Source organism: Simiduia sp. (assembly GCF_058345725.1).
Window position 1 is genome coordinate 66,089 of sequence record NZ_JBTUOC010000065.1, and the last position, 25,629, is coordinate 91,717.

Here is a 25,629-nt window from a genome sequence, read left to right on the forward strand (position 1 = left end):
ATTTACGCGCCGCCGTGCTTTAGCAGTGGCAAGCCTTCAATCGGGCAGGTCTTTGGACAGACCCTTTCGTTGCGCCCTCAAGGAGAAAGTTCGTGTCGTTCAACCGCCCACTGGCCACCCTGTTAGCTCTGTTATTGGCGGCCTGTTCGCCCAAAGAAACCTCCGCGCCTACCAATGCCGGCGCAGAATCGCCCTCAACAACACAACGGCTAACCGACGCCACGGGTGCAGCGCAGCCCGTCTTTGAGGCCGCCCCGGTTGAGGGCACGGGTATTCAGTATGAGCTGAATCAAACCCACAAGCCGCGCAATGCTATAGAGCAAGCCCGCAACAGCACCCTGTTTATCGACACGGGCTTTGGCACCGGCTCCGGTTTTTTTATCGATAACGAATGCACCATTGTCACCAACAAACACGTGGTATTGCTCGACAGCGATGACATGCGCGATATGCGCAAATCGCGCAACAATATTCGCTACCAATTGGATAGGGGTGTAGCCGCGCGCGAGCAGCGACACCAACTGACAGAATCACTGGCCTATTTGGACAAAGCCGTAGAGGCATTTTACGACGACGGCTCGGCCAAGAAAATTTTGGTCAGCCTAGTGAACGGACGCGAGATCGAAGCCCGTGTGCTCGCCTACAGCCAGCAGTTCGATCTGGCCTATCTGCACGTTCGCGAACAAGGTTGCGCGCCTCTGCCGCCGCTTGACGAAGACAATCTGCCCCTGGGCCACAAGGTCTACACCATCGGCAACCCCGTGGGGCTTAAGTATTCCGTCACATCCGGCATAGTATCGGGCACGCAAACCTATGAAAAAATAGACTATGTGCAGACCGATGCCGCCATTAACCCCGGTAACAGCGGTGGCCCCCTAATCGATCAAGAGGGTCGTGTAGTGGGCGTTAACACCATGATTTTATCCGGCTCCGAGGGCATCGGTTTTGCGCTTTCCATTCAAAAAGTATTGGCAGATTTAGCGGCGCTGGCAGAAGTCATTGCGGAAGAAAAAAATAGCACCACCTTTGCCGATTGGCTGGCGGGCAAGCAATTCGTCAAAACCGTGGACAGCGCTGCCAAGCAATCGAACACTCAAACGGCACTGCGCAATTGCCTGACCGAATTCGACAACGAAGAGTGGTCCGCCGCACTGCCCGAATGCGAGCTAGCCGCCAATGCCGGCAACGCCCAGGCAAAATACTTTCACGCCCAATTGCTTTACGCCCTGGGTGGGCGGACCAATAAGCGCAATGCCCTGTCGCTGATCAAAGCATCTGCCAACGAAGGTTATGCCGAGGCTATCTACACATTGGCCACTTTGCATCAGCAGGGCGATCAAGTCAGACGCAACATCAATGCCGCGTTCGATTTGTACAAAGAGGCCTGCGATTTAAAACACGGTTTTGCATGCAACAACGCAGGCCTACTGAGCTTGCAATCCTACGAAAACACCCAGGCTGTTGCGTTTTTCGATCAGGCTATTGAACACGGCAGCGTTTTGGCACTGTTCAATAAAGCCTATCTCTATGAAACCGGCCGCGCTTTACCAAAAGATGAAAACAAAGCCTACGAACACTACTACAAAGCCGCCATGCTGGGCAGCAATTTGGCTCAGTACCGTATGTTTTGGCTGAACTATCGCGCCATAGGCACGGATAAAAACTTTCCCGAAGGTTACAGCTGGCTGCTCATTTCCGAGCTCGATAAGGAAGATGTGGAAGACGGCGTACCGGGTTGGAACGACGATATTCCCAGCGGCACTCGTCACTTTTTCGAGAAGCTATTGAGCAAAGAACAAAAACAGCAGGGTGCAGAGCTGGCCGACAAAGTTGGTACAAAAATTAAATTCAATGCCGAGGCGCACCGCCGGAAATTTTTATACAACCGCAGCGCCAAATAAACCTTTTGTATCAACTCTGCCGCAGACATAAAGGGCCTGCAGCAATTAAGTGGCGCCTTGGCGCCAGTCATTTTTTAGCGCGGATTCACCCAGCAAATGCGTCTTATAACGAGCCTAGCGCGCAATTAGCAATTGCGGTAGTCCACTTCACGACCGCTAGGCAAGGGGCCGCTGTCAGCCACCGCTGAACTGCGCCATCTGTGGCGTTATCACGGGCGTCCACCCGCCCCTTGCAACGCCCAACCGGCTTGTTAAGCTGGCGCCATCACACTTGGATAAGGGCCTTATCATGACATCAATGTTGCGCTTTCTTGCGGTGGTCGCCGTACTATCGATTGCCGCCTGTTCCAACGACCAGCATGCTCTCGAACAGGACATGGCCGCACCGCGGCTGGCTGCGTCTATGAAAATGATGGCTGAGCCCGCACCGGAAGGCGCCGGCGCCAGCTATCTGGCCTATGAACACAGTATCACTTTAGACATGGCCGCCGATGAGGTAGCGCCCGCCTACCAACAGCTGATAACACGCTGCAATCAACAACCTCAAAACCTGTGTACTTTAATGACCTCGAACCTGCAAACCGGCGAGCAAAGCTACGCGCACCTACGCATGCGCATGCCACCGGATCAGGTTGAGCCGATGCTGTCACACGCCGGTACGCTGGGCGAAGTGACCCATCAGAATACGCAGGTCGACGATCTGCAAAACGCGATCGTCGATAACGCGAAGCGAGTTGAAATGCTGGAGAGCTACCGCACCAAACTCCAAGCCCTTGAAACCACCTCGGCCAAGGAAGTGGAATCGCTGATTCGCATTGCCTCTGAACTCTCGCGCGTGCAGTCAGACCTGGAGTACGCGCAGGGCGAAAAGGCGCGTTTGCGCCAGCGCGTGGATTTACAGGTGGTTAACATTCACCTGCAAACTCAAAGCTACACGGGATTCTGGTCGCCCATAGTTCAATCACTCGGCGATTTTGGTCGCCACTTCGCCCAGGGCACCGCGCACACCCTGACGGTGGTGGCCTACGGTTTGCCGGGCTTTGCCATACTCCTGCTAGTGGTGCTACTCCTGCGTATGCTGTGGCGTCGACGCCACTAGCAGAACAACTGAACGCTGGTACCCCAATCAGGAGACGCGATGAGTATTCAAGTGGGCATTGTGGGCCATGGTTACGCGGCACAAACGTTTCACTGGCCGCTACTTTCGGCACTGCCCGAGTTCGACGTGTGCGCCGTAATGAGCTCCCGGTCGCCTGCGGACTTGCCACCAGTGGCGGTGTATGACTCGATTGATCAATTGCTTGCGCACCCGGGCCTGTCGCTGGTGGTGGTCACCGCGCCCAACGACCAGCACTTTGCCCTGGGGCAAAAAATACTGCGCGCCGGCAAGCATTTGGTACTCGAAAAACCCATGACCGTTTCGCTGGCGGAGGCACAAGCGCTGGTGCAGCTGGCGCAGGCACAACAATGTGTGCTGACGGTATTTCAGAATCGGCGCTGGGATGGCGACTTTCTGACGGTGCAGAAAATACTGGCTGAAAATCGGTTGGGCGAGGTGAAGTATTTTGAATCTCGCTTCGACCGATTCAGACCCATTGTGCGCGATCGCTGGCGCGAAAATGCCGGCGCCGGGGCGGGCATCTGGTTTGATCTTGGGCCCCACCTGATCGACCAAGCCCTGCTGTTATTTGGCTGGCCCGATGCGATTACCGCGCGCCTCGGTGCACTGCGCGAGCACTCGCACAATACCGATTTTTTTCACGTGCAATTGCACTACCCGGGTCTGGAGGTGGTATTGCACGCCAGCCCCTTTTGCGCGGCGCCCACCGAGCGCTTTCGCGTGGAGGGCACGCGCGGCAGCTACCACAAAGCCGGGCTGGACCCACAGGAGTTGCAATTAAAAAACGGCCTCGCGCCCGACCACCCGGACTTTGGACTGGCACCGGCCGAGGCAGGCACCTATTGCGACGGCCAGCAGTCACACCGCCTACACACCGAGCGCGGCTGCTACACAGCTTTTTACCGGCAACTGGCCGACGCCATCACAACTGGCGGCCCGCTACCTGTGACACCGGCACAAGCCTGCGCCGTGATGGCCATACTCGCCCTGGCCGAACAGAGCGAAGCACAGCAGTCGCGCTTGCCCTGTGGCACCGAACCCTGGGCGATACTGCCGGTCACACGCTCAGCACACTGCGAGAACGCGAATGAATAATCAACACGCGGGATTCCAGTTGCGCCCCTTCGAGCCGGCAGATGCGTCTGGACTGCTGGCGTTAAATCAACACTCGGAACAGGTATTGAGCCCCCTAACGGCCGAGCGCTTTGCGCAACTGCGCCAACAGGCAGCGCTGCTGTGGGTGGCCGAACGCGGCGGGCAGATGGCCGGCTTTTTAATGGGTTTCTGCGCCGGCGCCGCCTACGACAGCGTCAACTACCGGTGGTTTAACGCGCGCCTGCAACACTTTTTTTATATTGATCGGATAGTGATTGGTGCCAGTGCACGGGGTTTGGGCATAGGGCAGACATTTTACCGCGAGCTGCAACGCTGGGCGCGCGGCCGCTCGCTACACTGGCTAGCGGCGGAAATCGATATTGCACCCGCCAACCCAGCCTCACTGCGCTTTCACCAACAACAGGGCTTTGTGGCTGTGGCCGAGCAGGGCACCGGCCACAAACGCGTGTCGCTGCAACTGAAATCCCTCGAGAAAGAAGGCGCTACTAATGAGCACTGACGACCATTTCACCTTTGTACAAGCCGACGAAGTGGAAACCCGTGCCACACTATCAATTTATCCAGCGCCCTTTGCTGCGCGCATGCAGGGCCGTCACAAACGCGTGCTAGGCGCACTGTTCGGCTTGCAAAACTTTGGCGTCAATCACACCACGCTCGAGCCCGGCGCTCAGTCTGCCCTGCGTCATGCACACGCATTGCAAGATGAATTTATTTATATTCTCGCGGGTACCGCAACCTTGATAGACGACCAGGGTGCGCACGCGTTACCGGCGGGCGCTTGTGCCGGCTTTAAAGCCGGGTCGGGCAATGCCCACCACCTGCGCAACGACACGGATCAGCCAGTGGTTTATTTGGAGATTGGCGACCGAACGGCGGGCGACGCGGTGCACTACCCGGACGACGACCTGGTGGCCGAATCCTTAGATGGCCGCTGGCAGTTTCGCCACAAAGACGGCCGACCTTACGAGTGATGTTTTAGCGAGGTCAGCGCTGCACAATGAGGTTGTCAAAAAAAACATCCACCACACCGCTGTCGCCACCCACTTCCAATTCGATGACTTTGCGAATTTCTGCCAGCGCGTCCTGGCGCAGTTGTTCTTTGCCCTGCTGAGTGTCTATCACCAATTCTTCCTGGCGACTCATGAGACTCACCAGCGTATCGCGAATGGCCGGCATATGGTGGCGCACATTCTGGGCTGCACCCACGTCGTGCACTCGAACGGTCAACTCGGCTTTCAAGTAGCGCAGCCGGCCAGGGCCGCCGTAGTTCACTACAAAGGGGGGCTGCAGGGGAATGTATAGCGCCTCGGGCTTTGGGGCCGGGGCCGCATCTTCTTCCGTCTCGTCTTCCTGGGCGGCAGCCTGCAAGGCAAACCCAAAACATAGACACACAGCAAACAACCAGTGCGTAACTTTGACCATAACCTCATCCAACTCATCGTCTAACTAAGCCTTAAGCATAGCAGGCCGGCGCGGCCATTTTGCCCATTGCCGCCCGCACCCTCGGTGACTGAACCTCACTGGTCGGCCGACCGGCGTTTTTCAGCCGACTAGATATTGTGCCGGCTGTCATTTTGCCCTAGTGTGGCCGCCAAATCACAAGCCCCTTCCGACCACAGGAGCCCCCATGCTGCCCGGTATTCGACCCACCTACCTGATTGTTTTCCTCGGCTGTACCGGCCTGATCCTGACTGCACTTTACATGCAGCATGTCATGGGCATGCATCCCTGTCCGCTGTGCATTACCCAGCGCGTCTTTGTCATTGCAGTAGGCTTGCTGGCATTGGCTGCGGCGCTGCACAACCCTAAGCCGCTCGGCCGTAAAATTTACGGCGCGCTGAGCCTGCTGGCGGCGCTTGTGGGTGCCGGCGTTTCCGCCCGCCACGTCTGGATTCAATCGCTGCCAGAAGACCAGGTGCCCGCCTGCGGCCCAGGGCTAGAGTATATGTTTGAAACCTTTCCTCTCATGGAAGCCTTAACGCTGCTGTTTCAAGGCGACGGCAATTGCGCCGACGTGGTTTGGCAGTTCCTGGGGCTCAGTATTCCAGGCTGGACGCTGGTGGCCTTTGCTGGCCTGGCGCTGATCAGCGGTTGGCAGGCGTTGCGCAAGGCGTGATTGCCGGGCTATTGCTACTGCTGCTGTTTCAGGGCATCGGCGAACTCCTAAGCCACTGGTTTGGCTGGCCCATTCCGGGGCCGGTGGTGGGCATGTTACTGTTGTTTGCGAGCCTGCAATGGCTGCCCGCGCTCTGGCCAGATAAGTTAGTGCGCGGCGCGGAGCAGGTGAGCGGGGCGTTAATCGGTAATCTCAACCTGTTGTTTCTACCGGCGGGCGTTGGGATGTTTTTCATGCCGGCGCATATCAACGCCCAGTGGCCCGCGCTTTTGGCGGCGATCCTACTCGGCACCTTTATCAGCCTGTTGCTGTGCAGCTGGCTATTGGCGCGCCTGGCAGTCAATGCTAGCCAGGCAACACCCAAGGCGCGGGATTAGTACCGCCATGCCAGAGCGCTTACTGGATCTGGGGCTATTGGCCGCCACCTTGGCAGCTTACCAACTGGGCCTTTGGGTGCACGGGCGCGCTGGGCGCAGCCTGTGGTTACACCCGCTGGTTATCGGCGCCAGCAGCTTGGCGCTCTTCATCGGCCTTACCGATTTGACCTACCTGCGCTATCAGGCTGCCACGGACTTCTTTTACAGTCTGCTGGGCCTGGCGACGGTAGCGCTGGCCATTCCCTTGCACCGGGAATTCCACCACGTTAAACGCTTCTTGCTGCCCCTACTCGCCAGCGTCGGGCTAGGTAGCTTTGCCGCCTGCGCCGTCGCGGTGGGCCTGGCGAGCCTCGCCGGCGGCACTCAAGCCCTGCTGCTGGCAGTGGCGCCTAAGTCCGTTACCACTCCCATTGCGCTCGGCATCGCCGAATCACTCGGCGCCAATGCCAGCCTGGCCACCGGTACGGTTATTTTTACCGGTGTGGTTGGCGCACTGTTGGCGCCCTTGGCCTTTACCCTAAGCGGCCTCACCGATGCCCGCGCTCAGGGCCTGGTGCTGGGCATCAACGCCCACGGCATTGGCATCGCTCGGGGCTTCGAAATTAACCGCACCACCGGCGTCTTCGCCAGCCTGGCCATGGGTCTGACTGGCGCTTTTACCGCACTTTGGCTGCCGGCTTTGGTTAATTACTGGCTGTTCTGACAGCCAGAAATGCTTGCTCGGTGCAGGGCTTTCCCCTACATTGGGCACTCGTCTCGTCGAATGAGTTAAGGAATTAGCGACATGCTCGAAAATTGCGTAACAGCGAAAGAACGTTGGGGTGGCGTCAGCGATATTATTGACCGCTGGCTGCAAGAACGTCAGAACGCGCTGGTTCTTTACTGCAAGCTGTCTGACTACGACGACTTCGAACCCGAACAGCACGGCGACAAGGTGCGTACACTGTGCCAATTGCTGGTGGACTACACCTCGGCCGGCCATTTTGAAGTCTATAAACAGCTGGTAAACGAGGCCAAAGAATTTGAGGATCAGGAAGCCATCAGCCAGGCGGCCGACCTCTACGCCACCATCGATCCCACCACCGATGTGATTCTGGATTTTAACGACAAGTACCAGGAGACGGACGATCTGGACGCACTGCGCGCCGATTTGTCACACCTGGGCGACGCCCTCGAAACCCGCTTTGCCGCAGAAGACCGCATGATTGCCGTGCTGCACGACGCGCACAAAGACTTAGTGGCGTAATGTCCTCCGGGCCTCGGCAACTCGCGTCGAGCCCGCATACTTCCATTGCACTGGTCGCGCTGGTCGGCGCGCAGCGAGCCTGCCAAGTCAGATTGCGAGCGGGGGCAGGGCGCGGTTTTTTGCACTATCTTTAGAGGCAGCAATCCCTGTGTCCGGACCCCTCTATGAAATGTATTGCCCTCGGCATTACCTTGCTACTCACACTCGCCGCTTGCGATTCCACGCCCACTCCATTTGCCAGTTTTGAAGTTGCCAATAAGGGGGCGCTCAGCGCGTCTCTATCGGACACGGGCGACTACGCCATTGTGGGCTCTATTTTCGAGGGTGGCAGCCTGTGGCGAGTGACCGATCAAGAGCGACTCTACAACTGGAATCACCGAGCTGGCGAACAGTCCACTATTACCAGCAGCGCGTTTTCCCCCGACCGACGCTGGGCCGCCACCGCCACCACCCACACTATTGTGTTTTGGGATCTGCAAACGGGCGAAGCGCTCCGGTTTTGGAATGCACCGGCGGAAATTCTAGACATGGTTCTCGCGCCCAACGGCAACTATGCATTGCTGGGCCTGGTAGATGGTACGGCCGTCATGTTTGACATTAAGCGCGGGGGTGTTACGCGCACCTTTCGCCACGCCAACCGGGTGCGCAGCGTCGACCTGACTGCGGACGCCAAGTTTGCCCTGACTGGCTCAGAGGATAAGACCGCCACCCTATGGGACGTTGCCAGCGGCAAGGCGGTGCGCACCTTTGCGCACGACGAGGAAGTTCAGAAGGTGGCCCTCAGCCGCGACGGTAGCCGCGCATTGACCGCCGCCAAGTACGACAAAGCCGTGGTTTGGGATTTGGATACCGGTCGCGCCTTGGGCAACATTCCTCTGGCCGGCACCATGGTCAAGCGCGGCCTGCGGTTTACCGCCGCACGCTTTTCGCCGGACAGCCGCGAACTGTTAACCGGGCGGCCGGATGAAATTGTGCAGCTGTGGGATGTAGAACAACTGCGCGAGTTAAGGCGCTGGCGGCTACCTAAACGCGACACCCTGCAACCCACCGGTGCATCGGTGCAAGCCGTGGCCTTTACAGAGGCCGGCTACTTGGCTGTGGCCAGCAATGGCTTTATCCACAAACTGCGTTGAGACGCAAAATGTGCGGGCATACAAAAGGCTGCTTGTGCAGCCTTTTTTAAACGCTTTGTCGGTAAAGCTTACTGTGCAGCCGCTTCTTTCTTTTCGCCGGCGGCAATGCTCAGTAATTCAACTTCAAAGATCAGTGCCTGGTTCGGGCCGATGGGGCCAGTGCCGCCGGGACCGTAAGCCAGCTCTGATGGAATGTACAACTCGTACTTGGCGCCGGGGCTCATCAACTGCAGGGCCTCGGTCCAGCCAGAAATCACGCCGGTCACCGGAAAACTAACGGGCTCGCCACGGGTGTAGGAGCTGTCGAATTCGGTACCGTCGATCAGCGTGCCTTTGTAGTGCACTGTCACCGTGTCAGCGGTTGTGGGCTTGGTGCCTTCGCCTTTGGTGACCACTTTGTACTGTAGGCCAGATTCCGTGGTTTGCACGCCTTCTTTTTTTGCATTCTCAGCCAGGAAGGCTTCGCTTTCTTTCAGGTTGCCGTCGGCAACGGCTTTGAATTCGGCTTCCTGCTTAGCTTGGGCTTTAGTTTGAAAATCTTGCATGACCTGCTGCATTTCTTCCTGGCTGATACGACTTTCTTTGCCAGACTGAACGTCGTTGATTGCCAGCGCGATAGCGGCGGCGTCCAACTCAAAACCTTCTTGCTTGAATTGGCTGGCCATATTGGTGCCAAACATGTAGCTCACTTTAGATTCCAGGCTTTCCAGCTTGGGCTCCTCGGCTTTTTTATCTGCGCCGCAGGCGGCCAGCAATACGGACGCCAGGGCAATGCCTGAAACCAGGCTATGTTTCATTTTAATCATTATCTTCTTCCGGTTGAGGACCCAAGCTCCACACTGGCTCAGGCGTGCATAACGAGCGGCCAATACTAGCCTAGTTATCGGGGCCTGTTAAGCCGCTGGGCGCCAACTTCGCCAACGCGCGCCGCAAAGCGGGGAAAGGTTCACAGTCGGCGGGCAGGTGATAGAAGTGTGCGATGCTCGTCAGTGCGGAACACTCACTGGCACGCCAGGGCAAGGACGACAATTTAGCCAGCACGGCGAGTTCGGCACTGAGTTCAGCCTGTTTTACTTGGTCGCGTACCTGGGCTGCCGCCGGGCTCGCTTCGGCCAGGGGCTTCAGGTGTCGGCGCAGAGATCGCACCGGCCAAACCAATTGCTGTTCCCAGTCTAGAACGGGCTGGCACAAACTCACCCACTGGGACTCATCACCGCCAGTGCCGCGCGCATCTAACCAAGCGGCGCACAACAGCAGCGGCACGCTCAGTTGGTGACTGTCTTGCCAGGCGAGGCACTCGGTTTCAACGCCCGGGGCGCCGTACAGGGCGATAGCAAATTCCGTGAGTGAGTCTGTCATTTAGTGCTGGTGGCCGGCAGCGGCGCTGCTACAATGCGCGCCATGATTGAATTGAGCCAAGTCAGCCTGCAACGCGGGCAAAAATTTCTGCTGGAACAGGCAGACCTGCGCATACATCCGGGCCAACACGTGGGCCTGATTGGTGCCAATGGTAGTGGTAAATCCTCGCTGTTCCAAATGTTGCTGGGCAACTTGGCAGCCGATGCCGGCCATTGTCAAATCCCCAGCCAGTGGCGCATTGCCCACATGGCACAAGAAATTGAGGATACCCACAAGCGCGCTCTCGACCATGTGCTCGACGGCGACACCGAACTGCGGCGCCTACAACACATTATCGCCACCGGCGAGGGCGCCGCGCTGGCCACTGCCTACGCCGATATGGAGCACATTGACGGCTACACCGCAGAGGCCCGTGCTCAGCAGCTATTGGCCGGACTCGGATTCGCCCCCGGCGATGAAAATAAAACCGTCAACGACTTTTCCGGCGGCTGGCGCATTCGATTAAACTTGGCCCAGGCACTCATGTGCCCCAGTGATTTATTGCTGCTCGACGAGCCCACCAACCACCTGGATTTAGACACCACCCTATGGCTGGAACAGTGGCTCAAACGCTACGCGGGTACACTGGTGCTGATTTCCCACGACCGGGACTTTTTGGATCAGGTGGTGGACCGCATCGTCAACGTCGAGGCGCAAAAGTTGGTGTTGTACGTGGGTAATTACTCCGCCTACGAGCGCCAAAAGGCCGAGCGCTTAGCGCAACAGCAGCAGGCTTTTGAGAAACAGCAGGCGCGGGTATCGGAAATCGAAAACTTCGTGCGCCGCTTCCGCGCCAAGGCCTCTAAGGCCAAGCAGGCACAGAGTCGGCTCAAGGAATTGGAGCGCATGGAGACCATTGCGCCCGCCCACATCGACTCGCCCTTCCACTTTGAAATCCCCTGCTACGACAAAGTCAGCACCCCGCTGGTGGGGTTGCAGCAGGCTGTTTTAGGCTATGGGGAGCGGCCGCTGTTTCGCGCGCTCAACCTCACCATTCTGCCCGGTATGCGCATCGGCTTGCTCGGTTTTAACGGCGCCGGCAAGTCCACCTTGGTGAAGGCCTTTACCGGCGACCTTGCACCGCTTGCCGGCGAGCGCATCTGCGGCGAGCACCTGCGCATCGGCTATTTTGCCCAGCACCAATTGCAGGCGCTGGATTTAGAGGCCAGCCCCGCCCTGCACCTACAGCGGCTGAGCCCCAGTGCCAGCGAGCAGGAAATTCGCAACTTTTTAGGGGGGTTTGGTTTTAACGGTGAGTTGGCGCTGGCCAAGGTCAGGCCCTTTTCCGGCGGCGAAAAAGCCCGCTTGGCACTTGCCATTATCGCCTGGCAAAAACCCAACCTGCTGCTGCTGGACGAACCCACCAACCACCTGGATCTGGAAATGCGCCACGCACTAACGGTGGCACTTCAGGCCTTTGACGGTGCCGTCATTGTGGTGTCGCACGATCGACACCTACTGCGCAATACCGTGGAGGAATTCTGGCTGGTGCACCAAGGGCAGGTTGCGCCCTTTGAGGGCGACCTGGAGGCCTACCATCACTGGACGCAGCAACAGCTGTCGGCCACCGCAAACACAGCGCCGGCAAACGGCGCGGTAAAACCGGACCGCAAGGCCCAGCGCCAGCAGGCCGCCGCCCAGCGGGAAAAACTAAAACCACTGACTCAGGCACTTAAAAAGGCGGAGCAGGCCATGGAGCGCCACCAGGCGGAGTTGGAAAGGTTAGAGGCGCTATTGGCCGATCCAGCGCTCTACCAGGATAGCCGCAAGAGCGATATGCAACAACTGTTTAAATCCCAGGGCGAGGTCAAGGCTCAGCTGGAATCTGCCGAGGCAAGCTGGTTTGAAATCAGCGAACAACTGGAGCAAATTCAAGCCCAGAGCGATTAGTCGCACCCGGCGCGCGGGATGACCGGAAGGTCAGCTCCGCGGCTGGCATCCCCCCGTCATCCCCCTTATGATCGTCCGCGTATCGGTGAAACAATCACAATAAATCACTGAACTATCACGGTTTTTGCGCAGCTTGCTACACCGCCATCGCCACCTGCGAAGGTCACAATAATAACACTGCCACGATTACGGATAATCGTAATGAGGAATGACGCAATGAGCTTTACCCACCCCCGGATTACCCTGAAACCTTTGGTTGCCGCATTGTTACTGAGCGCCAGCGCCGCACATGCGAACACCCCCTTTGACGAGCTGGTGGTCTTTGGCGACAGCCTGTCAGACTCGGGCCAGTTCCCCGATGCCGGCGGCCCCATTAACCCCACTTTTATGGTGCCAGGCAGCGGCCTGCGCTTTACCAACCGCGTCAATGGCGCGGGCAGCGAGACCGACTTGGTAGGCGTACAGCGCCTCAGCCAACAGCTTGGCCTGGGTTATCTGGCGGCCTCCACGCCCTATTTGCCCAGCCCGGTTACCGGCTTCCCCGCCGGCACCAACTATGCCGTGGGCGGCTATACCTCGGCCCAGATCAAGGCCTCTATTACCGACCCAGATGGCTCCACAGTATTTAACCCCGCCGCCGGTCCAGCGAAAGTGCGCGACGGCTACCTGGCCGAGTACGGCAGCGCAAAGGCGCGCACGCTTTACTACGTCAACGGTGGCGGTAACGATGTGCTAGGGCTCACAGATCCCTTTAACCCAAACAATCCCGCCACCATCGTCACTGCTGCAAACACGCTGGTAGCCGGTATTAACGCCCTGGACGCCGCGGGCGCCGAGTACATCATGGTGTCTAACCTGCCCGATGTCGGTAATACGCCGGCGGGGATTGGCTCGGGCGCCCAGCCCCTATGGTCGCCCATGAGTGCACTCTACAACGACACCCTCTACGCGGGCCTGACCGCCTCCGGCGCAAACGTGATTCCCGTGGACGCGCGCGGCCTGATGGCAGAAATTCTGGCCAACCCCACGGCCTTTGGCTTCGTTAACGACACAATACAACTGACAGCCACCTGTTACGATGGCTCGGGCGGCAGCTGCCTGGAAAACCCTGTTTACGGCATGTCCCAGGCGGGCAATGGCGACCCCACTAAGCTGGTGTTCAACGACGGCGTACACCCCACAGCTGCGGCCCAACAAATCGTGGCCGACTATATGTTCAGCCTGATCAAGGCGCCCCAGGAAGTGGGCCAGTTGCCCATATTGGGCGCTAGCCTGGTTGACGGCGATACCCGCTCGCTGCGCCAGCAAATGCAGGCTAATTTAGCCAGCCGGTCGCTCGAGGCCGGTAGCTGGCAGATTTTTGCTCGCGGTCAGGCCCTGGACGCGCGCTCGCGCAATGGCTTTAGCGATGCCGACGCCGATACCCAAGGCGCCCAGCTCGGCCTGCAATACGGGTTGAGCGAACACTGGAACCTGGGACTTGGACTGGCCTCCAATAGCGGCGACCTGGACTTTGCCGATACCGGCTCTCGCTACGAGGCCAACAGCCAGTCGGTTACCGTCTTTACCGGCTATACCCAAGGCGCACACTGGGCCAATGCCAGCCTGCATTTAGGCCAGCAAAGCTACGATAGCGCCCGGGCGTTGGCGTTGGGCATTACCTCTCGCACTGAGCTGGGCGAGACCGACGGTAGCTCCCTGGGTCTAAGCGCTGAGTACGGCTACAACATATCCCCCCACGCAAACTGGGACTATGGCCCGAAGGTGGAGCTGGCCTACCGCAAGGTATCTGTGGATGGCTTTGCCGAGACGGGAGGCCAAACCACGTCGCTGAGCTATGAAGACCAAGAGCACACCTCTACCACAGCGGATATCGGCCTGTTTGTACACTGGCGTGCCGCACACATGGTGGTGACCTCCGAGTGGGGCATTCGCTCCGAGCTGACCGAGGACGACCACACTGTGCGTATGCGCAATCAGACACTGGCATTGAACAGCTACACACTGCCGGGCTATCAACAGGACAAGGGCCAGGCTTGGCACGGCAATGTGACCGCCAGCTACTTCCTGACACCCACAGCCGCGATCAGCGCCAGCTGGGAAACGGAACAGGGCGACAATCGCGTCAATCTGCTGGGCCTGGGCGTGAGTTTGGCTTTCTAAGTTCAGCCACAGACCCACTAGTCCCCCAAACGGCGCATATATGCGCCGTTTTTTTGTTCCAAATCAAAGCAGAATGGGGTGCCTTTCGCTATGGTTACTAGACCCCCATCAAGCGAGGAACACGGCATGAACGCGCGCAAGCTGCTAGTAGTAATAGATCCATCCACCGACGATCAACTGGCACTGGGTCGCGCCGTCCATCTCGCTCTCGGCACTCAGTCAGAGCTGCATCTCTTTTGTTGTACCTATCTCAACGACGAGGAAATGAGTGCCTTTTGCTCCCGCAAAGATGCCAAGCACACGCACTTAAACAACACTAAGGCCTGGCTAGAAGAGCTAGCGGCACCGCTGCGCGCCCAGGGCATCAATGTACATTGTGAAGTCACTTGGAACCAAAAATGGGAAACCATGGTGAGTCAGGCCGCCGGTCGCATCGGGGCCAACCTGATCATAAAAACCAGTTTTAAGCACAGTCGGCTGGAACGCGCGCTCAGCCGAACCAGCGATGTCTACATAATGCGCACGGCACCTTGCCCGGTGTTGTTGGTGAAGGCAGAGGAAGCCTGGCAGAACGGCATAGTGCTGGCCGCCGTGTGTTTAAATGCCAATGAACCAGATCACGAACCGCTCAACAACGTCATTATCTCGCGCGCACGGCGATTGGCTCAGGCGACCAACTCCGAATTGCACCTGGTCTCTGCCGTGGAAAAAACACCCGAGTTAATTCACCTCTTTCAGTGGATGGAAGAACCAGAGGAAGAACCCATTGAGCTGGTGAGCCGCCGCTTTGGCATACCCAGCCAGTTTATTCACATTGTTGAGGGCGCACCCAAAAATGCGCTGCCCGACACAGTGCAGGCGCTGCACGCCGATCTACTGGTGATGGGCACCTCGGCGCGCACCGGGTTGGCCGCAACCCTACTGGGTAACACGGCGGAAAAAGTACTGGATCAATTAAGTGTCGACTTGCTGAGCATTAGCAAATAGCGGGCACAAAAAAGGCGGGCAAGCCCGCCTTCTCGACAGCGCCTAAAGTTACTTACGGACTTTTGACGTTTTCTTAGACTGAACAGACGCCACTACGCGACGGTTTTCTTCGCGACCAGCTGCTGTCTCGTTGGAAGCCACCGGGTTGGCTTCACCGTAACCCACGGCAGTCACGCGCTCGGGCGCCAGACCAAAGCGCTGAATCAACACATCGCGCACAGCGTTGGCTCGACGCTGAGACAATGCCTGATTATAGGCCTCTGAGCCGCGCGAATCTGTGTAGCCCTGCAGTTCGACGCTGGTGTCTTTGTAGCTCTTCATGAATTCGGCAACGGCGCCAATTTCATCAAAGAACTCGGGCTTAACCACGGCCGCATTGTTGTCGAAGGTCACATCCAATTTAATGGCGACAGCCTCGGTCAAGGAAATCGCGCAGCCTTGTTCGTCAACTTTCAAACCAGCTTCGGTGTTGGGACACTGATCTTTGTGGTCGGCGACGCCATCGTTATCGGAATCCAGCGGGCAACCGCGCTGATCGACTTGCACGCCGGCTGGCGTCTGTGGACACGCATCGCGCGTATCAATTACGCCGTCATTGTCGGCGTCAGACGGTGCCGGTGCAGCGGCAACAACCGGCTTCTCATCGCGCACACCAAAGAAGTAAGTCAACGCGACATTCATGCCCATATCGATGTCGCCGTCTTCAGAACCGCGAATACCGCGCATATCGCCGCGCACTAAAAAGTTGTCGGTCAGATACGCCTTCACACCGGCACCGATGTTGAAAGTGCTTTCGTCATCGCTCTGGCCGCCGGCTTTGTATTGGTTTTGCCCGGCACCCATTAAAAAGAAGGGTTGTACGCGGCTGTCGGTATTGAAATGGTACAAAGCGTCTAGCGCCAGCTGGCGGCCACTGATTTTGATACCGGCCGGATCGGTTTTGGGGTCGTTGTCGACATACATACCCTCGATGCCCCAGCGATCGTTAATGCGATAGCCCAGCGCGGCCATCCAGCCAGTACTGTCTTTTAGATCGCGCTCTTTATCCCAGTTAGTGGCGTTAACACCGGCGCTGACCTCCAGCCCCATTTGATCCGCTTGCACGGTGGTGGCGGCAATCGCACAGGCTAACGGCAACATCAGCACAACTTTTTTCATTGTTTCTCTCCTAAAATGTTCACTCTCACAGGCGGCTCAGTTCAGCGGCCGCCGGGCTGTCTTGTGCAAACCCAAAACTGTCTGGGTTTTAAAAAGTAGTGAAAAAGTGTGAGTAAAATTCAAACAGAGCGCACTGAATTAATCGCCAAAACGCCACTTATTTCCCCCACAACTTAGGCCTTGCCCATCGTTATTATCGCTATCTGCCCGCTCGGCAAATATTGTTAGTGATTGTGGGCAAGGGCTATTTTAATTGCAAGGCAGTGGCGCACTTCATGGCGCATTTAGCGAATTTTTTCAAACAACAGATCCCAAACACCGTGGCCCAAGCGCTCGCCGCGCTTTTCGAATTTGGTGTTTGGTCGATAGGCAGGTCGGGGCGAAAAAAGGTATTCGCCGGCTTGGTTTGCGTAGCCGGGTGCCTGGCTCATGACTTCCATCATATGGTCGGCATAGTGCTCCCAGTCAGTGGCCAAGTGAAACACTCCGCCCGGTGCCAATTTGCGACACACCTGCGCGGCAAAGGGCGCTTGCACAATACGCCGTTTCTGGTGTTTTTTCTTGTGCCAGGGATCGGGAAAATACAATTGAAATCGCGTCAAGCTATTATCGGCAATACAATCTTCGAGCACATCGTTGGCGTCGGCCATGTAAACACGCAAATTTTTAACGCCAGCGTCGGCGGCGTTATTTAACAATCGCCCAACGCCGGGCGGATGTACTTCAATACCAATAAAGTTTTTTTCCGGCTCGGCCTGTGCCATGGCCAGCAGCGAATCGCCCATGCCAAAACCCACTTCCAATACCAGCGGTGCCTGGCGTCCAAAGGCCGCAGCTACATCGAGCGGGCCGCTAAATAGGCTGAGGCCGTACTGCGCCCACTGGCGTTCGAAGGCATTGCGCTGCGCGGGCGTCATGCGACCCGCGCGAATGACATAGCTGCGAATGGATTTCTTTTTAAATTCCGGTCGTGGAGTAAAGCCGTGTTCATCTTCTACGCCGGGGAGGGGAGTTGCGTCCATAAATCACCGTTCCGGGGCCGGCAGGCGCTGCGCGTAGGCAAGCACTAACAACCAACCCAATATCAAAAATACACCGCCTATCGGCGTAACAGGGCCCAAGTGGCGCGGACCGCCCAATGCCAGGCCGTACAGCGAACCCGCGAACAGTAGGGTGCCCAACAATAACGACCAGACGGCCAAGCGCAATCGGCGCGCCGGATCTGTCAGCAACCGACAGCACAAAGCCACCAGCAGAACACTGTGCAACTGGTGGTAGTGCACCGCGGTTTGCCAGGTGTGTAGCTGGCTCTCGCTAAACAGTGGCTTTAGGGCGTGGGCGCCAAAGGCTCCCAATATCACCGACAGGGCGCCACACAGGGCAGCAACAACCAGCAACTGTTTGGGTGTCATAGTAGGGTTGCTCTGCTCACGCGATTGAAAACTAGGAATTATATAAAAAGAAAGCCGCGACAGGCGCGGCTCCGGGTCAGGCAAAAGTAGGGGCTTAGGCCTCCATCATTGCCTTCACTTTTTTCATGGCATTTTTTTCCAGCTGGCGAATGCGCTCCGCGGAAACACCGTAGACGTCGGCCAAATCGTGCAGCGTGGCCTTGTCTTCATTGAGCCAACGGCGCTGCAGGATATCGCGGCTGCGGTCGTCCAGCTGCTCGAGTGCCAGCTCCAGGCTGTTCACATTGGAGGCTTCCCAGTTCGCGTCCTCCAACTGCTGGGCCGGATCGTAGCGGTGGTCTTCCAAGTAGTTTGCCGGCGCTTGGTAGGCACTTTCATCGTCGTCATCGGCACCGGCGTCAAAGCCGGCATCGTAAGAGGACAGGCGCCCCTCCATTTCGTAAACGTGCTTGACGTCTACATCCAGATCTTTGGCGATGGCTTTTGCTTCTTCGTGCGAGAGCCAGGCCAGCTTCTTTTTGGCGCCGCGCAGGTTAAAGAACAGCTTGCGCTGGGCCTTGGTAGTGGCCACTTTAACGATGCGCCAGTTGCGCAGAATGAATTCGTGAATTTCGGCCTTAATCCAGTGCACGGCAAAGCTCACCAAACGCACGCCGCGCTCGGGGTTAAACCGCTTAACAGCCTTCATCAGGCCCACATTGCCCTCTTGAATGAGGTCGGCCTCGGCCAAGCCGTAGCCGGAATAGGACTTGGCAATGTGCACCACAAAGCGCAGATGGGCCATCACCAAGCGGCGGGCAGCTTCCAGGTTTTCATGGTAGTAGAGGTCTTCGGCCAGCTGTTTTTCTTCTTCAGCAGACAGAATAGAAAACCCATTAACGGCCTGAATGTAGGCATTCAGATTGGCACCGGGGGCCAAAACGCCAATAGGTTGCAGACTTGTACTCATGTATACCTCCAAAAACAACCGCGTGAGTGTAGCACTACCGCTTTTGACTGCCAACCGAGCAAAAAATTCACTCGCCGGCCGCCGTTTTGGGGACTATTGCGGTTTAATGTCGCGCAGGTGGCGGCCAACGGCCAACCACGCGCCTAGCCAGCCTATAATTAGGGCGGTTGTCAGCAAAATCAAGCTATTGCCCAGCCCTAAGCCCAGCAGTTGGAACTGGCTTTGGTAACTGTGGGCCAGTTGGGCGACGGGTTCGGCCACCAACAGCAGCCCCAACTGAGTCAGCAACAGCGCCCATAGGCCGCCGCCCAGGCCATACCAAAGGCCGGTATAGAGAAACGGGCGCCGCACGAAGGCGTCGGTACCACCCACCAGTTTTACCACTAAAATCTCTTCGCGCCGGTTTTCAATGGCCAGTCGCAGGGTGTTGCCAATGGCCAGCAACATGCCCAGCCCCAGCAAGCTCCCCAAACCCAATGCCAGACGCTGGCCCAGGGTCATCACCTGTTGCAGGCGTGTGAGCCACGCCATATCGACACGCACTTCATCCACCACCGGCGCCGCTTGCAATTGTGTACGCAGTTCGGCCAGCGCCTCGGCATCGGTCGACGCCGGCTGCACCATGAGCACCCAGGGCAGAGGATTGTCACTCAGGCCCGACAACAACCCGGCCAGACCCGTTTGCTCGGCGAATTGCTGTAAACCCTGTTCGGGCGACACCTGCTGCAGCTGGTCAATGTCGGGGCGATCTCGCCAGCTGGCCACCAAGGCCGCCACCGCTTGCGGCTGGGTCCCCGGCTTCAGATACACCGACAGCTGATGACTGTGGTGCCAGTGCGCCGACAACTGGCTCACATTGGCTAGCGCTACGTACAACAGGGCCGGCAGCGCCAGGGCAATACCCAGCATTAACATGGTCAGCAGAGATTTAACCGGTACCACCAACAGCCGCTGCAGGCTGTCCTGGGCCGACAGCCAATGGTGTTGCCGCCAGGCCTTGAGGCGATCGCCAGCGCCAGTGGTTTGCACTCGAGCACCAGCGCGCAAGGGTGCTGGGCGCCTTGGCACTGCTATTTTGGCGCCCCTAGTCATGACGCGCTCCCGGCGGCTCATCGGCCAACAGCTCGCCCTCGCGCAACGCCAGTACCCGCTTGCGCTGGCGCCTGAGCAGGGCAATGTCGTGACTGGCAATCAACAGTGTGACTCCCACCTCGTTGAACTGGCGAAACAAGTCCATGATTTCGGCCGATAAATCCGGGTCCAGGTTACCTGTGGGCTCATCGGCCAACAGTATGCGGGGCTTATTGACCACCGCGCGCGCAATGCCCACGCGCTGCTGCTCGCCGCCGGATAGCTCCAGTGGCATGCGCGACTCTTTGTGCAGCAGGCCTACTTTATCGAGCGCGGCGCGCACGCGGCGGCCCACGTCGGAGGGCGAGTAGCCGGCAATGACCAGCGGCAGCGCCACATTGTCAAACACGCTGCGGTCAAACAGCAGCTGGTGATTTTGGAATACCACGCCAATTTGACGCCGGTGGTAGGGGATTTGCCGATCGGGCATGCGATTCAGGTTGGTATTATTGACGAACACCTGGCCTCGGCTGGGTGCCTCCATCGCCATAATCAGCTTTAACAGCGTGCTTTTACCGGCACCCGAGTGACCCGTTAAAAACACCATCTCACCCGCTTTGATTTCGAAGCTCAGCCCCTTAAGGGCCTCGAAGCCATTGCTGTAGCGCTTGGCTACTTGATCGAATCGGATCATTGCGGCGACGGGGCCTCGGCGGCCGGTTCGTCGCCAAACAAGCCATCCACAAAGGGTTTGGCCGCAAAGGGCTGCAGGTCGTCTACCGCTTCGCCGACCCCGATAAAGCGCACCGGCAGCCCGAATTTTTTACTGAGCGCGAAAATAACGCCGCCTTTAGCTGTGCCGTCCAGTTTGGTCAACGCTATGCCCGTCACGCCCGCGGATTTGATAAACGACTGCGCCTGGCTGATGGCGTTCTGACCGGTACCCGCGTCCAGCACTAGCAGCACCTCGTGGGGCGCGCTGACATCCAGCTTGGTCATCACGCGCTTAACCTTGGCCAGCTCTTCCATTAAATTGTCTTTGTTGTGCAGGCGACCTGCTGTGTCGGCGATCACCACGTCGATATCGCGCGACTGCGCCGAGGCAATGGCGTCAAAGATTACCGAGGCACTGTCGGCGCCGGTATGCTGGGCCACCACCGGCACCTGGTTGCGCTCGCCCCACACCTGCAGCTGCTCGACGGCGGCGGCCCGAAAGGTATCGCCCGCCGCCAGCATCACCTTGTGGCCCTCGCCCAGGAGCCGCTTGGCAAGCTTGCCAATAGTGGTGGTTTTGCCGACGCCGTTGACGCCCACCACCAGGATGACATAGGGCTTCTTGCCGGTATCGATAATCAGGGGCTGCTCTACCGGCTCCAGCAGTTGCTCCAGTGACTGGCGCAGTGCCGCCAGTAGCGCCGCTGGGTTGTTCAGGGTTTTGCGCGCCACCTGCTCGGTGAGCGACTCGATGATCTCAGTGGTGGCCTCGATGCCCACATCGGCCACCAACAGCTGCGACTCCAAATCCTCTAACAGCTCTTCGTCAATTTCCTTTCGGCCCAGAAACAAATTGCCCATGCCCTCGGCAAACTGACTGCGCGTGCGGCTTAAACCCGCCTTAATACGCGCCAAAAAGCCGGACTTGGCGGCCGGTTCGGGCGTGGGCGGTACGCCGGTTTCAACCTGTTCTTCGGGGTTGGACGCTGGGTCCTTTTTCTTAAACAACTTTGAAAACATCGGGATTCACTGCTCAACAGGCGTTAAAATGCCCGGCCAATGGGGCCGGGCGGGCAATTCAGAAGGCCGCTATCCTACCACTCCTGATGACTTTTGAGTTGAACACTGCATGAAAAAGCGCCAGAAACGCGCGCCAGACACCGGCGGCCAGTTGCGTATCATCGGCGGCCAGTGGCGCGGTCGCAAACTGCAATTTCCAGCGCGCGAGGGCCTGCGCCCCACCGGCGACCGCATCCGGGAGACGCTGTTTAACTGGCTGCAGGGCGAGCTGCCGGACGCCCGCTGCCTGGACCTGTTCGCCGGCGCCGGCGCGCTGGGCCTGGAGGCCTTGTCGCGCGGCGCGGCACATTGCACACTGATCGAAAAAGACGCCCTCGCCGCCCAGCAGTTGCGCGCCAATATAGCGCTATTACAGGCCCAGAACGGCGTGGTAGAGCAGGCCGATGCGCTGGCCTGGCTGACCCAATATCGAGGCCCGGCATTCGACCTGGTGTTTATCGACCCGCCCTTTGCCGTCGACCTGTGGCAGGCCACTTTTGCCCTGCTGGAACAGCGGACACTGCTATCGTCTTCGAGTTGGATCTATGTGGAAAGCCCCGCCCAATTGGCACCGCCCGCGCCGGCAAACTGGCAAAGCCACCGAGAGAAAATTGCCGGTGAGGTGTGCTACCGTTTATACCGTCGCCTATGACATCCGCGCGCAACTTGCTACTATCCGCTTCGCCCGCTCATTCAAACAGGTATTTTAATGCGTACTGTCGTCTACCCAGGCACCTTTGATCCGCTCACTAACGGTCACATCGACTTGGTAGAACGCGCTTGCCGCCTGTTCGACAAAGTGATCATCGCCATTGCTGCCAGCACTAAAAAGAACCCGCTATTTACACTGGAAGAGCGGGTGGCCCTGGCCGAACAGGTACTCGGGCACCTGCCCAATATCGAAATTTGCGGCTTTGATATATTGCTGGCGGATTTGGTTAAGCAGAAGAACGCCCAGGGCGTTTTGCGCGGCCTGCGCGCGGTATCGGACTTCGAGTACGAATTTCAACTTGCCAACATGAACCGGGCCCTGGCGCCAGAAATGGAAAGCCTGTTTTTAACGCCGTCCGAGCACCTGTCCTACATTTCCTCGTCACTGGTGCGCGAGATCGCCTCGCTCGGTGGCGATGTCAGCAAGTTCGTGCATCCGCTAGTGCAAGATGCCCTGAATAAACGCTACAAAAAGCGCCAGAGCTAAACCTGGCGCTTGCTAGGTTACTGTTCGACGTCGTGCTGGTAGCCATTTGAGGTGCAACCCAGGCAGCGAACGAAGGTGGTTTCACCTGGGCCCACCACGAGCGTTTCCGCAGACTGCTTGACGTTGCCGCCAGCGGCCGAGAAGGGAAGCGCCACCACAAAGGCGGCAGCACCCAGCACCGTCACCCCTAACATCACTGGGCGCACAATGACCAGATCTAGCGCCATCGCAGCGGCCGTGGGGGATTCCATTTCGGCGTCTTTCGCCAGCGCAACACTCGAAAGTGCCAGACAGGTAGTCAAAGCGACGGCCTTCACACTCAATTTTTTCAGGTTCACTGCGTGTCTCCTTAGTTGTAGTCCTTCTCGCCTGCCACTTAACTGCTCGAACCAGAACGGGAATAGCAAATATTACCGGTATCAGCCAAGTAGCTAATTACCGATAAATATAAATTGATCAGTAGCTTAGCGCTGAATGCTAAAGTTCAGTGTAGCTATCGTTGGCACTGGGCACAATATACCGTGGCTCGATTGTTGACGCGAACTTCTTTCAGCGGGCTGTGACAGATTCGACAGGGAAGCCCACCGCGACCGTACACATACAGCTGTTGCTTGAAATAGCCAGGCTTGCCATCGCCGCCCACAAAGTCTTTCAGCGTCGTGCCGCCCTGTTCGATCGCCGCCGCCAGTACCGCTTTTATCTGCTGTACCAGCACCGCCGCCTTGCGCCGAGTCAGACTGCCCGCCGCCGATCGCGGCCGCAGGCCCGCCAGAAACAGCGCTTCATTAGCATAGATATTGCCCACGCCCACCACCAGCTGGCTATCCATAATAAAGTTCTTCAGGTTTTGTTTGCGGCCTCGGGCGCGGCTGAACAAGTAATCCGCATCAAAGGCATCCGAGAGCGGCTCGGGGCCCAGATGAGCCAGCAGTTTGTGAGTGCTTACATCGCCCTCAACCCATAGCCAGCAACCGAAGCGGCGAGGATCTGTGTAGCGCAGCAACCATTTATCAAAGCGGAGGTCCACATGGTCGTGATAACCGGGCGGCTCGTCGGGCGCCACCAAGCGCAGACTGCCCGACATGCCAAGGTGCACCAGTATGTGACCGTTTGCCAGCGCCAACAGCAGGTATTTACCGCGCCGCTGCACGGCGTGCAACCGCTGGCCCTGCACCAGTTCGGCCAAGGTTTCGGGTACCGGCCAACGCAATCTAGGATTGCGCACGGTTAACCCCGTAATCACCTTACCCTCTAGGTGCGGCGCAATGCCGCGCCGACTGGTTTCAACCTCCGGTAATTCAGGCATTGATTAACCGCCTTTAGGGTTTGAGCGCGGTGTCAGCCCCACCACTTCTATGGACAGGCCCTCGGGCGACGCGTGATAGCGCCACTGTAAATTGAAGTCCAGCAGGTGCATGCCGTAAACACGCTCGGGCTCCGGCTGCTGGTAAGCAGGTCGGGGGTCTTGCGCCAATACCTCGCGAATCAATTGCGCCACAGCGGAATCGATAGCCAGGTGTGCCGGGATGGCCACCGGCACAGCGGCAGGTGCCGCTGGTGCCAGCCGATTGTGGGCGTCCGCCACCGCATCTACATAGGGCAGATAGGGCTTGATGTCGACCACCGGCGTGCCGTCCACCAAATCCACCCCAGACAGCCAAAGGCGCACCGCGCCCGCGTCTGCTTCGATGCGTTCGAGGCGCACCACCGACAGCCCCAAAGCGTTGGGCCGCACCGGCGAGCGACTGGCAAATACGCCCACCCGCTGATTGCCCCCCAGGCGCGGGGGCCGCACCTTGGGACTCTTCGACAGCGGACTCTGGTGAAAGATAAACTGCAGCCAGACATGGCTAACCTGCTCTAGACCCTGCACCGCGTCCGGTTGATTATAGGGTGGTAGCAGCTCCAGGCACGCCAACGCCGAGGGCGCCAGCGCCGGTTGGCGGGGCACGCCAAACTTCTCCTTAAAACAGGAGTGCACTATGCCAATTGGGTGTAGCTGGTAGGGCGCGTGGGTCACAGAGGGGGGGCACCCATAAAAAAGCCCGGCTTAACCGGGCTTTTTTGAGTGCACAGATCAATTACTTGATCTTGCCTTCTTTGTAGACAACATGCTTGCGAACAACGGGATCGTATTTTTTGATCTCCATTTTCTCTGGCATGGTGCGCTTGTTTTTGTCGGTAGTGTAGAAATGACCAGTACCGGCACTTGAGTTCAAACGAATCAGATCACGCATGGTTATAGCTCCCGCTGAAAATTAAACCGCTTCGCCGCGCGCGCGCAGATCGGTCAGCACCTGCTCGATGCCGCGCTTGTCAATGATGCGCATGCCCTTGGCAGATACGCGCAGCTTAACAAAGCGCTTTTCTGACTCAACCCAAAAACGGTGAGAGTGAAGATTTGGCAAAAAACGACGCTTGGTGTGGTTTTTCGCGTGAGAAACATTGTTACCAGTTATCGGACGCTTACCCGTAACCTGACATACCTTAGACATCGTGTTGCCTCGTACTAAATCGATCCCTGGCCAACAAAATGACACAGAGGTTGCAAGAAATCTGTTAAATCCGGGCTCCCCCGGCGGGCGCCTACGGGTGCCCCAGCTCAAAGAGCCGCGTTTTAT

The 25,629-nt window shown here is 58.0% G+C and carries 30 protein-coding genes; 15 read left to right on the forward strand and 15 right to left on the reverse strand.

Annotated elements, in window-relative coordinates; all coding sequences use genetic code 11:
• The first annotated feature begins 92 nt into the window (after positions 1-92).
• The 5 genes from ACW8F6_RS14050 (at position 93) to ACW8F6_RS14070 (ending at position 5,108) form a co-directional block, all read left to right on the forward strand.
• Positions 93-1,901, forward strand: coding sequence for a trypsin-like peptidase domain-containing protein (locus tag ACW8F6_RS14050; RefSeq protein ID WP_491576504.1), 1,809 nt, complete (start codon positions 93-95; stop codon positions 1,899-1,901).
• Positions 1,902-2,190: 289 nt separating this feature from the next.
• Positions 2,191-3,000 (forward strand): DUF4349 domain-containing protein, encoded by an 810-nt coding sequence (locus ACW8F6_RS14055; protein ID WP_491576505.1) that lies wholly within the window; start codon positions 2,191-2,193, stop codon positions 2,998-3,000.
• Between the two features lie 39 nt (positions 3,001-3,039).
• A complete protein-coding gene (locus ACW8F6_RS14060; protein ID WP_491576506.1) occupies positions 3,040-4,116 on the forward strand; it encodes an oxidoreductase in 1,077 nt (358 codons plus the stop codon).
• Positions 4,109-4,636, forward strand: coding sequence for a GNAT family N-acetyltransferase (locus tag ACW8F6_RS14065; RefSeq protein ID WP_491576507.1), 528 nt, complete (start codon positions 4,109-4,111; stop codon positions 4,634-4,636). The genes ACW8F6_RS14060 and ACW8F6_RS14065 overlap by 8 nt, the downstream gene beginning before the upstream one ends.
• Positions 4,626-5,108: a cupin domain-containing protein gene (locus tag ACW8F6_RS14070; RefSeq protein ID WP_491576508.1), complete on the forward strand. Its 483-nt coding sequence runs from the start codon at positions 4,626-4,628 to the stop codon at positions 5,106-5,108. Before ACW8F6_RS14065 ends, ACW8F6_RS14070 begins: the two co-directional genes overlap by 11 nt.
• Positions 5,109-5,121: 13 nt before the next feature.
• Here ACW8F6_RS14070 and ACW8F6_RS14075 read toward each other — a convergent pair whose 3' ends face one another.
• On the reverse strand, positions 5,122-5,559 hold the full coding sequence (locus tag ACW8F6_RS14075) for a flagellar basal body-associated FliL family protein (RefSeq protein WP_491576509.1): 438 nt from the start codon (positions 5,557-5,559) through the stop codon (positions 5,122-5,124).
• 205 nt (positions 5,560-5,764) lie between these two features.
• Between ACW8F6_RS14075 and ACW8F6_RS14080 the strand changes: the two genes are divergently transcribed.
• The 5 genes from ACW8F6_RS14080 (at position 5,765) to ACW8F6_RS14100 (ending at position 9,009) form a co-directional block, all read left to right on the forward strand.
• Positions 5,765-6,253, forward strand: coding sequence for a disulfide bond formation protein B (locus ACW8F6_RS14080; RefSeq protein ID WP_491576510.1), 489 nt, complete (start codon positions 5,765-5,767; stop codon positions 6,251-6,253).
• Positions 6,250-6,630 (forward strand): CidA/LrgA family protein, encoded by a 381-nt coding sequence (locus ACW8F6_RS14085; RefSeq protein WP_491576511.1) that lies wholly within the window; start codon positions 6,250-6,252, stop codon positions 6,628-6,630. The genes ACW8F6_RS14080 and ACW8F6_RS14085 overlap by 4 nt, the downstream gene beginning before the upstream one ends.
• A gap of 7 nt (positions 6,631-6,637) precedes the next feature.
• On the forward strand, positions 6,638-7,333 hold the full coding sequence (locus tag ACW8F6_RS14090) for an LrgB family protein (RefSeq protein ID WP_491576512.1): 696 nt from the start codon (positions 6,638-6,640) through the stop codon (positions 7,331-7,333).
• An 81-nt stretch (positions 7,334-7,414) separates the two neighbouring features.
• Positions 7,415-7,876 (forward strand): sigma D regulator, encoded by a 462-nt coding sequence (gene rsd / locus ACW8F6_RS14095; protein ID WP_491576513.1) that lies wholly within the window; start codon positions 7,415-7,417, stop codon positions 7,874-7,876.
• A gap of 164 nt (positions 7,877-8,040) precedes the next feature.
• Positions 8,041-9,009 carry a WD40 repeat domain-containing protein gene (locus tag ACW8F6_RS14100; RefSeq protein WP_491576514.1) on the forward strand — a complete coding sequence of 323 codons (969 nt, stop codon included), beginning with the start codon at positions 8,041-8,043 and terminating at the stop codon, positions 9,007-9,009.
• A 68-nt stretch (positions 9,010-9,077) separates the two neighbouring features.
• Here ACW8F6_RS14100 and bamJ read toward each other — a convergent pair whose 3' ends face one another.
• Entirely contained in the window at positions 9,078-9,815 is a 738-nt protein-coding gene (bamJ, locus tag ACW8F6_RS14105; RefSeq protein ID WP_491576515.1) for a BamJ family beta-barrel-assembly machinery protein, read from the reverse strand.
• Positions 9,816-9,885: 70 nt separating this feature from the next.
• Complete coding sequence (locus ACW8F6_RS14110; RefSeq protein ID WP_491576516.1) at positions 9,886-10,368, reverse strand: TIGR02444 family protein; 483 nt, start codon at positions 10,366-10,368, stop codon at positions 9,886-9,888.
• 42 nt (positions 10,369-10,410) lie between these two features.
• Between ACW8F6_RS14110 and ACW8F6_RS14115 the strand changes: the two genes are divergently transcribed.
• From ACW8F6_RS14115 to ACW8F6_RS14125, 3 genes are all read left to right on the forward strand, one after another.
• Positions 10,411-12,297 carry an ATP-binding cassette domain-containing protein gene (locus tag ACW8F6_RS14115; protein WP_491576541.1) on the forward strand — a complete coding sequence of 629 codons (1,887 nt, stop codon included), beginning with the start codon at positions 10,411-10,413 and terminating at the stop codon, positions 12,295-12,297.
• A 216-nt stretch (positions 12,298-12,513) separates the two neighbouring features.
• Positions 12,514-14,460 carry an autotransporter domain-containing protein gene (locus tag ACW8F6_RS14120; protein ID WP_491576517.1) on the forward strand — a complete coding sequence of 649 codons (1,947 nt, stop codon included), beginning with the start codon at positions 12,514-12,516 and terminating at the stop codon, positions 14,458-14,460.
• A gap of 126 nt (positions 14,461-14,586) precedes the next feature.
• Entirely contained in the window at positions 14,587-15,447 is an 861-nt protein-coding gene (locus tag ACW8F6_RS14125; protein ID WP_491576518.1) for a universal stress protein, read from the forward strand.
• A 48-nt stretch (positions 15,448-15,495) separates the two neighbouring features.
• Here ACW8F6_RS14125 and ACW8F6_RS14130 read toward each other — a convergent pair whose 3' ends face one another.
• The 7 genes from ACW8F6_RS14130 to ftsY all read right to left on the reverse strand — a co-directional run bounded on the left by ACW8F6_RS14130 (position 15,496) and on the right by ftsY (position 21,771).
• The gene (locus ACW8F6_RS14130; RefSeq protein ID WP_491576519.1) at positions 15,496-16,605 is read right to left on the reverse strand and encodes an OmpA family protein; all 1,110 of its coding nucleotides are present in this window, start codon (positions 16,603-16,605) and stop codon (positions 15,496-15,498) included.
• A gap of 284 nt (positions 16,606-16,889) precedes the next feature.
• Positions 16,890-17,627 carry a tRNA (guanosine(46)-N7)-methyltransferase TrmB gene (gene trmB, locus ACW8F6_RS14135; RefSeq protein ID WP_491576520.1) on the reverse strand — a complete coding sequence of 246 codons (738 nt, stop codon included), beginning with the start codon at positions 17,625-17,627 and terminating at the stop codon, positions 16,890-16,892.
• Positions 17,628-17,630: 3 nt separating this feature from the next.
• The gene (locus ACW8F6_RS14140) at positions 17,631-18,017 is read right to left on the reverse strand and encodes a DUF423 domain-containing protein (protein ID WP_491576521.1); all 387 of its coding nucleotides are present in this window, start codon (positions 18,015-18,017) and stop codon (positions 17,631-17,633) included.
• 94 nt (positions 18,018-18,111) lie between these two features.
• Positions 18,112-18,966 (reverse strand): RNA polymerase sigma factor RpoH, encoded by an 855-nt coding sequence (rpoH, locus tag ACW8F6_RS14145; protein WP_491576522.1) that lies wholly within the window; start codon positions 18,964-18,966, stop codon positions 18,112-18,114.
• Between the two features lie 93 nt (positions 18,967-19,059).
• Complete coding sequence (gene ftsX, locus ACW8F6_RS14150) at positions 19,060-19,995, reverse strand: permease-like cell division protein FtsX (RefSeq protein WP_491576523.1); 936 nt, start codon at positions 19,993-19,995, stop codon at positions 19,060-19,062.
• A gap of 55 nt (positions 19,996-20,050) precedes the next feature.
• Entirely contained in the window at positions 20,051-20,731 is a 681-nt protein-coding gene (ftsE, locus tag ACW8F6_RS14155; RefSeq protein WP_491576524.1) for a cell division ATP-binding protein FtsE, read from the reverse strand.
• The gene (gene ftsY / locus ACW8F6_RS14160) at positions 20,728-21,771 is read right to left on the reverse strand and encodes a signal recognition particle-docking protein FtsY (protein ID WP_491576525.1); all 1,044 of its coding nucleotides are present in this window, start codon (positions 21,769-21,771) and stop codon (positions 20,728-20,730) included. The genes ftsE and ftsY overlap by 4 nt, the downstream gene beginning before the upstream one ends.
• Positions 21,772-21,880: 109 nt before the next feature.
• On the opposite strand from ftsY, the gene rsmD reads away from it, so the two are divergent.
• On the forward strand, positions 21,881-22,462 hold the full coding sequence (gene rsmD, locus ACW8F6_RS14165; RefSeq protein WP_491576526.1) for a 16S rRNA (guanine(966)-N(2))-methyltransferase RsmD: 582 nt from the start codon (positions 21,881-21,883) through the stop codon (positions 22,460-22,462).
• Between the two features lie 57 nt (positions 22,463-22,519).
• Positions 22,520-23,008: a pantetheine-phosphate adenylyltransferase gene (gene coaD / locus ACW8F6_RS14170; RefSeq protein WP_491576527.1), complete on the forward strand. Its 489-nt coding sequence runs from the start codon at positions 22,520-22,522 to the stop codon at positions 23,006-23,008.
• Between the two features lie 17 nt (positions 23,009-23,025).
• On the opposite strand, the gene ACW8F6_RS14175 is transcribed toward coaD, so the two are convergent.
• The 5 genes from ACW8F6_RS14175 to rpmB form a co-directional block, all read right to left on the reverse strand.
• Positions 23,026-23,346, reverse strand: coding sequence for a hypothetical protein (locus ACW8F6_RS14175; protein WP_491576528.1), 321 nt, complete (start codon positions 23,344-23,346; stop codon positions 23,026-23,028).
• Between the two features lie 155 nt (positions 23,347-23,501).
• On the reverse strand, positions 23,502-24,314 hold the full coding sequence (mutM, locus tag ACW8F6_RS14180) for a bifunctional DNA-formamidopyrimidine glycosylase/DNA-(apurinic or apyrimidinic site) lyase (RefSeq protein WP_491576529.1): 813 nt from the start codon (positions 24,312-24,314) through the stop codon (positions 23,502-23,504).
• 3 nt (positions 24,315-24,317) lie between these two features.
• Positions 24,318-25,028, reverse strand: coding sequence for a tRNA (N6-threonylcarbamoyladenosine(37)-N6)-methyltransferase TrmO (tsaA, locus tag ACW8F6_RS14185; RefSeq protein ID WP_491576530.1), 711 nt, complete (start codon positions 25,026-25,028; stop codon positions 24,318-24,320).
• A 61-nt stretch (positions 25,029-25,089) separates the two neighbouring features.
• On the reverse strand, positions 25,090-25,245 hold the full coding sequence (gene rpmG, locus ACW8F6_RS14190) for a 50S ribosomal protein L33 (RefSeq protein WP_290260040.1): 156 nt from the start codon (positions 25,243-25,245) through the stop codon (positions 25,090-25,092).
• 21 nt (positions 25,246-25,266) lie between these two features.
• A complete protein-coding gene (gene rpmB, locus ACW8F6_RS14195; RefSeq protein WP_253358209.1) occupies positions 25,267-25,503 on the reverse strand; it encodes a 50S ribosomal protein L28 in 237 nt (78 codons plus the stop codon).
• Between the last annotated feature and the right edge of the window lie 126 nt (positions 25,504-25,629).

Bases quoted from the DNA above. Each gene is read 5' to 3' on its own strand.
- ACW8F6_RS14055 (WP_491576505.1), top strand. From the start codon at position 2,191: ATGACATCAATGTTGCGCTTTCTTGCGGTGGTCGCCGTACTATCGATT.
- ACW8F6_RS14060 (WP_491576506.1), top strand. From the start codon at position 3,040: ATGAGTATTCAAGTGGGCATTGTGGGCCATGGTTACGCGGCACAAACG.
- ACW8F6_RS14065 (WP_491576507.1), top strand. From the start codon at position 4,109: ATGAATAATCAACACGCGGGATTCCAGTTGCGCCCCTTCGAGCCGGCA.
- ACW8F6_RS14070 (WP_491576508.1), top strand. From the start codon at position 4,626: ATGAGCACTGACGACCATTTCACCTTTGTACAAGCCGACGAAGTGGAA.
- ACW8F6_RS14075 (WP_491576509.1), bottom strand. From the start codon at position 5,559: ATGGTCAAAGTTACGCACTGGTTGTTTGCTGTGTGTCTATGTTTTGGG.
- ACW8F6_RS14080 (WP_491576510.1), top strand. From the start codon at position 5,765: ATGCTGCCCGGTATTCGACCCACCTACCTGATTGTTTTCCTCGGCTGT.
- ACW8F6_RS14090 (WP_491576512.1), top strand. From the start codon at position 6,638: ATGCCAGAGCGCTTACTGGATCTGGGGCTATTGGCCGCCACCTTGGCA.
- rsd (WP_491576513.1), top strand. From the start codon at position 7,415: ATGCTCGAAAATTGCGTAACAGCGAAAGAACGTTGGGGTGGCGTCAGC.
- ACW8F6_RS14100 (WP_491576514.1), top strand. From the start codon at position 8,041: ATGAAATGTATTGCCCTCGGCATTACCTTGCTACTCACACTCGCCGCT.
- bamJ (WP_491576515.1), bottom strand. From the start codon at position 9,815: ATGATTAAAATGAAACATAGCCTGGTTTCAGGCATTGCCCTGGCGTCC.
- ACW8F6_RS14110 (WP_491576516.1), bottom strand. From the start codon at position 10,368: ATGACAGACTCACTCACGGAATTTGCTATCGCCCTGTACGGCGCCCCG.
- ACW8F6_RS14115 (WP_491576541.1), top strand. From the start codon at position 10,411: ATGATTGAATTGAGCCAAGTCAGCCTGCAACGCGGGCAAAAATTTCTG.
- ACW8F6_RS14120 (WP_491576517.1), top strand. From the start codon at position 12,514: ATGAGCTTTACCCACCCCCGGATTACCCTGAAACCTTTGGTTGCCGCA.
- ACW8F6_RS14125 (WP_491576518.1), top strand. From the start codon at position 14,587: ATGAACGCGCGCAAGCTGCTAGTAGTAATAGATCCATCCACCGACGAT.
- ACW8F6_RS14130 (WP_491576519.1), bottom strand. From the start codon at position 16,605: ATGAAAAAAGTTGTGCTGATGTTGCCGTTAGCCTGTGCGATTGCCGCC.
- trmB (WP_491576520.1), bottom strand. From the start codon at position 17,627: ATGGACGCAACTCCCCTCCCCGGCGTAGAAGATGAACACGGCTTTACT.
- ACW8F6_RS14140 (WP_491576521.1), bottom strand. From the start codon at position 18,017: ATGACACCCAAACAGTTGCTGGTTGTTGCTGCCCTGTGTGGCGCCCTG.
- rpoH (WP_491576522.1), bottom strand. From the start codon at position 18,966: ATGAGTACAAGTCTGCAACCTATTGGCGTTTTGGCCCCCGGTGCCAAT.
- ftsE (WP_491576524.1), bottom strand. From the start codon at position 20,731: ATGATCCGATTCGATCAAGTAGCCAAGCGCTACAGCAATGGCTTCGAG.
- ftsY (WP_491576525.1), bottom strand. From the start codon at position 21,771: ATGTTTTCAAAGTTGTTTAAGAAAAAGGACCCAGCGTCCAACCCCGAA.
- rsmD (WP_491576526.1), top strand. From the start codon at position 21,881: ATGAAAAAGCGCCAGAAACGCGCGCCAGACACCGGCGGCCAGTTGCGT.
- coaD (WP_491576527.1), top strand. From the start codon at position 22,520: ATGCGTACTGTCGTCTACCCAGGCACCTTTGATCCGCTCACTAACGGT.
- mutM (WP_491576529.1), bottom strand. From the start codon at position 24,314: ATGCCTGAATTACCGGAGGTTGAAACCAGTCGGCGCGGCATTGCGCCG.
- rpmG (WP_290260040.1), bottom strand. From the start codon at position 25,245: ATGCGTGATCTGATTCGTTTGAACTCAAGTGCCGGTACTGGTCATTTC.
- rpmB (WP_253358209.1), bottom strand. From the start codon at position 25,503: ATGTCTAAGGTATGTCAGGTTACGGGTAAGCGTCCGATAACTGGTAAC.